The 9665-nt window shown below is 70.4% G+C and carries 5 protein-coding genes; 2 read left to right on the forward strand and 3 right to left on the reverse strand.

All coding sequences use genetic code 11. The features are described from left to right. Nucleotides 1–38: 38 nt before the first annotated feature. Nucleotides 39–5012 carry an NAD-glutamate dehydrogenase gene (locus tag ACFU53_RS43595; RefSeq protein WP_384005352.1) on the reverse strand — a complete coding sequence of 1658 codons (4974 nt, stop codon included), beginning with the start codon at nt 5010–5012 and terminating at the stop codon, nt 39–41. 689 nt (nt 5013–5701) lie between these two features. On the opposite strand from ACFU53_RS43595, the gene ACFU53_RS43600 reads away from it, so the two are divergent. Beyond that, entirely contained in the window at nt 5702–6268 is a 567-nt protein-coding gene (locus tag ACFU53_RS43600; RefSeq protein ID WP_384005354.1) for a DJ-1/PfpI family protein, read from the forward strand. Nucleotides 6269–6674: 406 nt separating this feature from the next. Here ACFU53_RS43600 and ACFU53_RS43605 read toward each other — a convergent pair whose 3' ends face one another. Continuing rightward, nucleotides 6675–7343, reverse strand: a complete 669-nt coding sequence (locus ACFU53_RS43605) for an HAD family hydrolase (protein WP_384005356.1) — start codon at nt 7341–7343, stop codon at nt 6675–6677. A 555-nt stretch (nt 7344–7898) separates the two neighbouring features. Next, nucleotides 7899–8414 (reverse strand): DUF6912 family protein, encoded by a 516-nt coding sequence (locus tag ACFU53_RS43610; protein ID WP_384005357.1) that lies wholly within the window; start codon nt 8412–8414, stop codon nt 7899–7901. Between the two features lie 386 nt (nt 8415–8800). On the opposite strand from ACFU53_RS43610, the gene ACFU53_RS43615 reads away from it, so the two are divergent. After that, entirely contained in the window at nt 8801–9397 is a 597-nt protein-coding gene (locus ACFU53_RS43615) for an Rv3235 family protein (RefSeq protein ID WP_384005359.1), read from the forward strand. Nucleotides 9398–9665 lie beyond the last annotated feature (268 nt).

Raw genomic sequence — 9665 nt, forward strand, 5'->3', positions numbered from 1 at the left:
GTTCCGACGAACCCGGGGGCGCCCCCATCTCCGTATCCCTAAGAGTGGCTGCGCAGCAGCGTCCGCATCGTCCGCATCGCCACCGACAGGTTGGCGAGGTCGAACGCGTCGGAGCTCTGGATCTCCTCCAGGGTCGTACGCGCCCGGCCCAGCAGCGCCGCGTTCTTCTGCTCCCACACCTTGAAGCGCTGCTCGGGCGTGGAGGAGCCGTTGCCCGCGGAGAGGACCTCGGCGGTCAGCGACGCGTGGGCCGCGTACAGGTCCTCGCGGATCGCCGCGCGGGCCATGGACTGCCAGCGGTCGGCACGCGGCAGATCGATGATGCGGTCCATGAGCTGGGTGATGCGCAGCCGGTCGGCGAGGTCGTAGTACACCTCGGCGACCTCCATCGGCGTCCGGCCGACCCGGTCGGCGACGGCGACGATGTCGAGCGTGGGGAAGGCCGAGGAGAAGCCAGCGACCCGCGTGGCCAGCTCCTCCGGGACGCCCGCGCCCGTCAGCTCGTCGTAGATCTTCTGGTACCACTCCAGGTCCGCGCCGCGCAGCAGCTTGGGCAGCTCGCCCCAGACCAGGTGCACGCCCTCGGAGAAGAACGCGATGGTCTCGCTGAGCTGGAGCGGCTGCGGCCGGTTGTTGAGCAGCCAGCGCGTACCGCGCTCGACCAGGCGGCGGGAGTGCAGCCGGATCCGGGTCTGGACGGCCGCGTCGACCGTGTTGTCCAGGCCCTCGACGCCGTCCCACACCGTGCCCGACCCGAAGATCGCGCGGGACGCGGTCTGCGCCCGGACGATCTCCTCCAGCGAGGCCCCGGTCTCCTCCCGCAGCCGGTGCAGGAAGCTCGTACCGCCCGTGTTGACCGTGTCGTTGACCAGCAGGGTCGTGACGATCTCGCGGCTCAGCGGGTGGCTGTCGATCTGCTCGGGGAACCGCTCGCCCAGCGCGGCCGGGAAGTACGCGTGCAGCAGCTTGCGCAGGTAGGCGTCGTCCGGCAGCGAGGTGTGCAGCAGTTCGTCGGCGACCGTGATCTTCGTGTAGGCGAGGAGGACCGCCGTCTCGGGGCCGGTGAGGCCGTGCCCGGTGTTGAGGCGCTCGCGGATCTGCCGGTCGGTGGGCAGGAATTCGAGGGCCCGGTCGAGGTGGCGCTCCCTGACCAGGTGGCGCATGAAGCGCTGCTGGGCGTGGAGCATGTCCTTGGACTGGGCGAGGGCGTTGGCGATGGCCGTGTTCTGCGCGTAGTTGTTGCGCAGGACCAGGTGGCCGACCTCGTCGGTCATCTCGGCGAGCAGTTTGTTGCGCTGCTTGACGGTCATGTCGCCTTCGGTGACCAGGCCGTTGAGCAGGATCTTGATGTTCACCTCGTGGTCGGAGGTGTCCACGCCCGCGCTGTTGTCGATGGCGTCGGTGTTGACCCGCCCGCCGGTCTGCGCGAACTCGATCCGCCCCAGCTGGGTCAGGCCGAGGTTGCCGCCCTCGCCGACGACCTGGACCCGCAGGTCCCGCCCGTCGACCCGGATGGCGTCGTTGGCCTTGTCGCCGACGTCCGCGTGCGACTCGCTGGAGGCCTTGACGTACGTACCGATGCCGCCGTTCCACAGCAGGTCGACCGGCGCCTTGAGGATCGCCTTCATCAGGTCGGCCGGGGTCATCTTGGCGATCTTGTCCTCGATGCCGAGGACGTCCCGGATGTGGCCGTTGATCGGGATCGCCTTGGCGGTACGCGGGAAGACACCGCCGCCGGTGGAGATCAGATCGGTGTCATAGTCGGCCCAGCTGGAGCGGGGCAGCTCGAAGACGCGGCGGCGCTCGGCGTACGAGGTGGCCGCGTCCGGGTTGGGGTCGATGAAGATGTGCCGGTGGTCGAAGGCGGCGACGAGCCGGATGTGCTCGCTGAGCAGCATGCCGTTGCCGAACACGTCACCGGACATGTCACCGATGCCGACGACCGTGAAGTCCTCGCTCTGCGTGTCGACGCCCACCTCCCGGAAGTGCCGCTTGACCGACTCCCAGGCACCGCGGGCGGTGATGCCCATGCCCTTGTGGTCGTATCCGGCGCTGCCGCCGGAGGCGAAGGCGTCCCCGAGCCAGAAGTTGTAGCTCTCGGCGACCGCGTTGGCGATGTCCGAGAAGGTCGCCGTGCCCTTGTCGGCGGCCACGACGAGATACGTGTCGTCCTCGTCGTGCCGTACGACGTCCGAGGGCGGTACGACCTCGCCGGCGACCATGTTGTCGGTGATGTCGAGCAGCGCGGAGATGAAGGTCTTGTAGCTCCGGATGCCCTCGGCCAGCCACGCGTCCCGGTCCACCGACGGATCGGGCAGCTGCTTGGCGACGAAGCCGCCCTTGGCTCCGACGGGCACGATGACGGTGTTCTTGACCATCTGCGCCTTGACCAGGCCCAGGATCTCGGTCCGGAAGTCCTCCCGCCGGTCCGACCAGCGCAGCCCGCCTCGGGCCACCTTCCCGAACCGCAGGTGCACACCCTCGACACGCGGCGAGTACACCCAGATCTCGAACGCCGGACGCGGCGCCGGCAGGTCGGGGATGGCCTGCGGGTCGAACTTCATGGAGACGTAGTCGTGCGGCTTGCCGCCCGCCGCCTCCTGGAAGAAGTTCGTGCGCAGCGTCGCCTTGATGACGGTGAGGAAGGACCGCAGGATCCGGTCCTCGTCGAGGCTCGCCACCTGGTCGAGCGCGGCGTCGACCTCCTCGAGGAGCGCGTCGACGATCTCCCGGCCCGCCCGCTGCCGGTCCGGCGACATCCGCGCCTCGAACAGCGACACGAGCAACCGGGTGGTGTGGACGTTGTTCCGGAGGGTGTCCTCCATGTAGTCCTGGCTGAAGGTCGACCCGGCCTGCCGCAGGTACTTGGCGTACGCGCGCAGCACCATGGCCTGCCGCCAGGTGAGGCCCGCGCTCAGCACGAGCGCGTTGAACCCGTCGTTCTCGGCCTGCCCGGTCCAGGTGGCGGCGAAGGTCTCCTGCACCCGCTCCCGGGCATCGTCCCCGGCGTAGTCCACACTCCCGGCCTGCGGCCTCGGCATCCGCAGCCCGAAGTCGTAGATCCACGCCGTCGTCCGGTCCGCGCAGCGCAGCTCGTACGGCCGCTCGTCGATGACCTCGACGCCGATGCGGTTCAGGACGGGCAGCACCGCGGAGAGCGAGACGGAGCCGCCCTTGCGGTAGATCTTGAAGCGGCGCTCGTCGGGCGCGGCGCCCACCGGCTCGTACAGGCTGAGCTCGAAGTCCTCGTCCTGGTCGAGCGCTTCGAGGCGGACGAGGTCCGCGACGGCCGAGCGGGGGTTGTGGTCGGCCTTGTACCCCTCGGGGATGGCGTTCGCGTACCGGCGCAGCAGCTCGGCGGCCCGCTCCTCGCCGACCTCGGCGTTGAGCGCCTCGGCGAACCCGTCCGACCAGGACCGGGCGGCCTCCACCAGCTTGGCCTCGAGGCGGTCCTTGTCGGCGTCGCTGAGGTGCGGCAGCTCGGTGCCCGGCTGGACGCGGACCACGAAGTGCAGCCGGGAGAGGATCGACTCGGTGTTCATGGCGGTGAAGTCGACGCTGATGCCGCCCAGTTCCTCCTTCAGGATGTCGATGATCCTGAGGCGTACACCGGTGGTGTAGCGGTCGCGCGGGAGGTACACGAGGGCGGAGTAGTAGCGCCCGTACTCGTCCTGGCGGAGGTAGAGCCGCAGCCGCCTGCGCTCCTGGAGATAGAGCACGGAGGTGACGATGGAGCGCAGTTCGTCGGCCGAGGTCTGGAACAGTTCGTCGCGGGGGTAGGTCTCCAGGATCTGGAGCAGATCCCGCCCGTCGTGGCTGTTGGGCGAGAATCCGGCGCCCCGGAGGACGTCTTCGACCTTGCGGCGGACGACGGGCACCCGGCGCACGGACTCGGTGTAGGCGGCCGAGGAGAACAGTCCGAGGAAGCGCCGCTCACCGACCACGTTCCCCTCGGCGTCGAACTTCTTCACGCCCACGTAGTCGAGGTAGGACGGCCGGTGGACGGTGGCCCGGCTGTTGGCCTTCGTCAGGACGAGGAGCTTGTGCTCACGGGCCTTGGCGCGGGCGTCGGCGGGCAGCCGCTCGAAGGAGGAGCTGACGGGGTGGTGGTCGTGCCCGGCGTGGTGCGGGTCGGAGCGCAGGATGCCGAGGCCTGTGCCGGCGACGGCGGCGAGCGAGTCGTCCTCCCGCAGCTCGTACTCCCTGAACCCCAGGAAGGTGAAGTGGTCGTCGGCGAGCCAGCGCAGCAGCTCGCGGGCCTCCTCCACCTCCTGTTCGCGCAGGTCGTCGGCGGTGTGCTCGGCGGGCAGCCCGTCGGCGATACGGACCGCCGCCTCCCGCATCTTCTCCCAGTCCTCGACGGCCTCGCGGACGTCGGACAGGACGCGCAGCAGATCGTTGTTGATCTGCTTGAGGTCCGCCCGGTCCGTCTCGCGGTCGATCTCGACGTGGATCCAGGACTCGATGTGCGCGTCGTGCGGCAGCACCTCACCGGCGGCAACGGCCGCGGCCGCCGCGGCGACGGCGGCCGGCTCGATGATCAGCTCGACGAGCTTGCCGGTGACGTCCCGTCGTACGACGACCTGCGGGTGGATGACGACATGGATGCCGCGCCCCTGCCGTGACAGCTCATTGGTCACGGAGTCGACGAGGAACGGCATGTCGTCGGTGACGACCTCGACGACGGAGTGGCTGCACGTCCAGCCGTTCTCCTCGACGGTCGGGGTGTGGACCCGCACATTGGCCGTGCCCTGGGGACGGTTCTCGGCCAGTCGGTAGTGGGAGTGGGCGGCTCCGAAGACGTCGACCGGGTCGCGGCCGCTCAGGTCCTCCGGGGCGGTGTGCAGGTAGTAGCGCTGGAGGAACGCGAGCACGGTGTCGTGGTCCGGGATGCCGGACGTACTCTCGCTCGTCGTCCCAGTCGGTAGATACCCCCCGACCGGGCTGTTCTCAGCTACCCGGGCGGCCCGTTCGAGCAGCTCGGCCTTGGCTTCGTCCAGCTTGGTCTGCATTGTCCTCTGGCTCCTGTCGCGCGCCGTTGCGTGACGTAGAAGGAAGTACGAACTCGTCCCCTCCGACGCGCCACCACGACACGGGGTGTCCGGTCTGCTTCGACGCTATGCCGCAGGGTGAGATGAGCGGGGGGTAATCAGCCATTCTCGGTACTCGACAGGGGTGTGACGCTGCTCTCGGCACCGTCCGGCCTGTGGGTGTACCCGGCGTCCCGGGAGCCCTGGTGGCTCCCTCCCGCCCGCGAGGACCAGCGACCGCCGCCCGGACACGGATGTCGTCCGTGCTCACCGGGCGCAGGGCAGGGACAAGGGCGTCCCCGCGAGCTATCGCGCTGATCACGCCACAAGGCTATCCCTCCGGACGGGGGGCACGTCATGAGCCGTATGCGCACAAAACCAGGGGTCGAACTTTGACGTTCTGCACAGTACCCATCGCGCACTTTTGAGCTTACCTCCGCGCAACCGAGCTTATACGCGCTTTCGCCGGACCCCCGAACCCGCACACCCCCTTGGCGAACCTTCACCCCGGATGCACGTTGCCCAGGAAGCCATAGCCTGACGAAGGAAGCCCTGAGAGGCCCTGATCCGACGAAGGAAGCCCGAAGAAGCCCTAGCCCTAGAGGCGGAGGCCTCGCCGGAGCCGGCCCGCACCCGGCCGCGTCCGCCGCCCAGCCGAGGGGAGCCCCACCATGACGGCCAAGATCCTTATCGTGACCGGCGACGCGGCGGAGTCACTGGAGGTCCTGTACCCCTACCAACGCCTCCGCGAGGAGGGCTACGAGGTCCATATCGCCGCCCCCAGCCGCAAGAAGCTCCGCTTCGTCGTCCACGACTTCGAACCGGGCTACGACACCTACACCGAGAAGCCCGGCTACACCTGGCCCGCCGACCTGGCCTTCTCCGAGGTCGACCCCGGCCAGTACGTCGCCGTCGTCGTCCCCGGCGGCCGGGCCCCGGAGTACCTCCGCAACGACCCCGAGCTTCGCAAGATCCTCAAGTCCTTCTTCGACACCGACAAGCCGGTCGCCCAGATCTGCCACGGCCCGCTGCTCACCGCCGCCGTGGACGCCCTGCACGGCCGCCGCGTCACCGCGTACCCCGCCCTCGAACTCGACATGCAGGCCGCCGGCGCCACCTTCCAGGACGCCGAGACCGTCGTCGACGGCACCCTCGTCTCCGCCCGCGCCTGGCCGGACCACTCCCGCTGGATGCGGGAGTTCCTCACGGTGCTGCGGGCGAAGGCGCCGGTGACGTGAGAGGCGTCGGCGGGGCGGCCGGGGGTGGTAGCTGCTCGCCAAGGAGTGCGCATGACCTCTGATTACTCGATCGTGTGATGGTCGGCTTCCGGGCTGGCGTTGTCCTGGGCCGTTTGGGTTGGCGTGATCGTGCGATCTGCGATCTGGGACGCGGGGTACGGCGTCAGCGTGCGGGGCCCCCTGTTTCACCGGTGTGATGGTTCAGGGCCTCTCCGTCGCCTCTGGCTGTACCTATGTGGCCGGGTCGTGCAGGGCTGTGTCCATCAGCGGCCTCCGGCCGCGGGGGTGTCGCCACCCCGGGGACGAGTACGCCGGGGACCAGCTCGCCCAGGACCGTTCGGGGCGCGCGGCTGAACGGGCTCACTCCGGCTCAGTCCACAGGAACGGTACGAAGGCGCCCTGAGCCCTACGCGGCCAGCCGCTCGGCCTCGGCGACGGCCTCCTCCAGGGTGTCCACGACGGGCACCCCGACCCCCTCCAGGCTGCCCCGGCTGTGGGAGCCCCCGGTGTAGAGCACGGCCTGCGCTCCCACATACCGGGCGGCGACGGCGTCATCGGCGGCGTCCCCGATCACGACGGTCCGTCTCGGCTCCACGCCCACGAGCCGGCGCAGATGCCGCACCATGTGCTCGGTCTTGCTGCCCCCGGACGGCCCGGTCCGCCCGTCGACCCGTGTGAAGTGCGGCTCGATCCCGAACCCCCGCACCAGCGGAACCAGCTCCTCATGCACATACATGCTGAGAATCGACTGACTGCGCCCCGCCGAAAGCCAGTCCGTGAGCAGCGCCGGCACGCCTGCGGTCAGCCCACAAGCCACCCGGTGCTCCGCGTAGTACCGATGGAAGACCACATCCATGGCCTCCCACTCCTCATCCGTGGGCAGCCGCCCGATCAACCGCTCATAGAACTTCGGCACCGGCACGCAGTACAGCTCCCTGTACCGCTCCAGCGTGATCGGCTCGATCCCCAACTCCGCGAACGCCGCGTTCGTCGCCCCGATGATCGCCTCGTTGTCATGGAACAAGGTCCCATTCCAGTCCCAGACGATATGCGCCCCGACTCCGTTCATCCCCATCCCCAGAACGTACCCCGCACCACCGACAACGCATCGCGGGCCGCACTTGCCTGCGGGCAGCCGCGGCCACCCGGAGCCGCACCTGGCCACGGCAGTCGTACCGCCGAGGCGACGCCGCGCACGGCGGCGGGCAGCCGTGCCGCTGGGCGCCGCCCGCGGGGCTACGGCAGAGGTGGCTCCGCCGCACAGGCTGCGGGCAATCGTGCCGCAGGCCCCACCCACCCGGCAACGACAGGAGCGGCTCCGCCGCACACAGGCTGCGGCCAGCCGTGCCACTGGGCGCCGCCCGCAGGGCTACGGCAGAGGTGGCTCCGCCGCACACAGGGTGCGGGCAATCGTGCCGCCGAGGCCCCACCCGGCAGCGGCACGGACAGGTCCGTCCGTCGTAGCTGCGGGCAATCGTGCCGCTAGGGGCGGCACGGGTGGGCGCAGCGGCACCCTGCGAGCGCCGGCAAGCGCGAACATCCCCTCTCAGCCCCGGCAAAGGGCGCCGGACACCACCCCACCGAGACATTCAGCCGCACCGGACGCCCAGCCCAGCCCAGCCGGGACCGGTCAGCCCCCCAACCCCACCAGGTTGGGAATCTCCTGCGTCGCGTACCACAGCAACTCGTGATCGTCCGCCCCGTCCACGATGAACTGCGCGTCGTCATCCCCCTGATCCGCCGCCCCCAACGCATGAGCGGCCTCCCCCACCTCTTCCTCCGCCTCCACCGAGTCGACATGCACAGCCGCGGCCTTGCCCAACGACACCGGCCCAGCCACCCGCACCTCCCCGAGCGCCACCGGGTCGAGCCCCCGGTCGGGATCGGCCACCGCATCCCGGTCAGCCACATCCACGGCCACGACCACCCGCCGCCGAGCAGCCGTCGGGTCCACGGCCACCAGCCGCAACGATGCGAGCGCCGCCCGGTTCAGCGCCGCGTACTCCAACTCCTCGATGTCGTCGGACAGATACCACTCCCGCAGAGCCGGCGTGACGGCGTACGCGACGAACGCCCCCTCCCCCAGCTCACCCGTCTTGTACGCCTCGGCGAGCCCGGGAAGGGTCAGGGGGACGTAGACGCGCATGGCATGCCGCTTTCGTAGTCGTGATCTCGGAGCACCTCGGAGCGTTCGGCGATTCGTTCCAGCGGATCGTTCCAGCGATGCGTTTCGGTTCGTCGTAGAGGTTCCCGCGAAGCCTCCGGAGGGCCTTCAGGATACGTGCGGGGCGTCCCCTTTCGAGCCCCCGCCCAACCCTCCGGACGCGTCCACCCCAGGCCCGCCACCTCACCCGGTACACCCCCGCTCCGCCGGGCCCGACCACCCTCACCGTCACCCTGATAGGTGAACATTTCGCGGCCCCCGGCGGCCCCCGCGCTTCCTTGCGGCGGCCCCCTCCGGCCTCGTACAAGATCTCCATCACCAAGTTACCGACTGGTACCCAGCGGCATCACCGACGACGGGGATTTCCGATGAACAAGGTCATGACCAGGACCACGCGCCGACCCGGCACCCGCCCACCCGTCCGCCACGACACCCGCCGCCCCGGCCGCACCCCGGCCGGCACGACCCCGGGAGGCGGCCGCCCGTCCACGGCCCAGTCCACGACGCTCGCACCCCAGCCCTCGACCCGCACAACTCCCCACAACGCGACACAAGGCCATACGACTCCCGACAGCGCCACCCGCACGGCACTCACCCCACCCCGCAACGGCCCCGTCTTCCACCCCCGCCCCACCGACCGCTTCGCCGACCTCCTCCTCGCCGTACTGAGCGGCCGACGCCCGGTCCACAGCATGCTGCGCCACACCGCGGGCCGGGCCTACGACGAACTGGCCTGGCTGGCCGAACGCGGCCCCCTGCGCACCACCCACGGCGCCCACCCCGTCGTCCGGGACATCGGCTACTACGTGGCCGGCCCGGGCGCCCTGGAGGTCTTCGCCCGCATCGGCGCCGGCGACCGGCTCCGCGCCATGGCCTTCCGCCTGGAACACGGCCCAGACCACCGCTGGCGCTGCACAGCGGTGGAACTCGGCGGCCCGAAGCTCCCCCACTCCGACGACGACTGAACCACCCGCAGACGGCCGCACTCGCAGGCGCCCCCGACCGCCGACGCGGCCGTACAGCGGACCACCCGAGCGCACACGGCCGTTCACCGGACCACCCGGCCGGGCCGGATCGGCCCACCGGACCACCCGGCCAGGCCGGACCGGGCCCACCGGACCACCCGACCGGACCCTGACCACGTGTCCGCCGTGCACGCCTCAACCGCCGTACGGCCTGAGCCCCCGCCCATGCCCCCGCCCGCGACGCGCGAAGGGCCGGGCACCCCATAGG

The organism is Streptomyces sp. NPDC057474 (genome assembly GCF_042802555.1).
Lineage (GTDB): Bacteria > Actinomycetota > Actinomycetes > Streptomycetales > Streptomycetaceae > Streptomyces.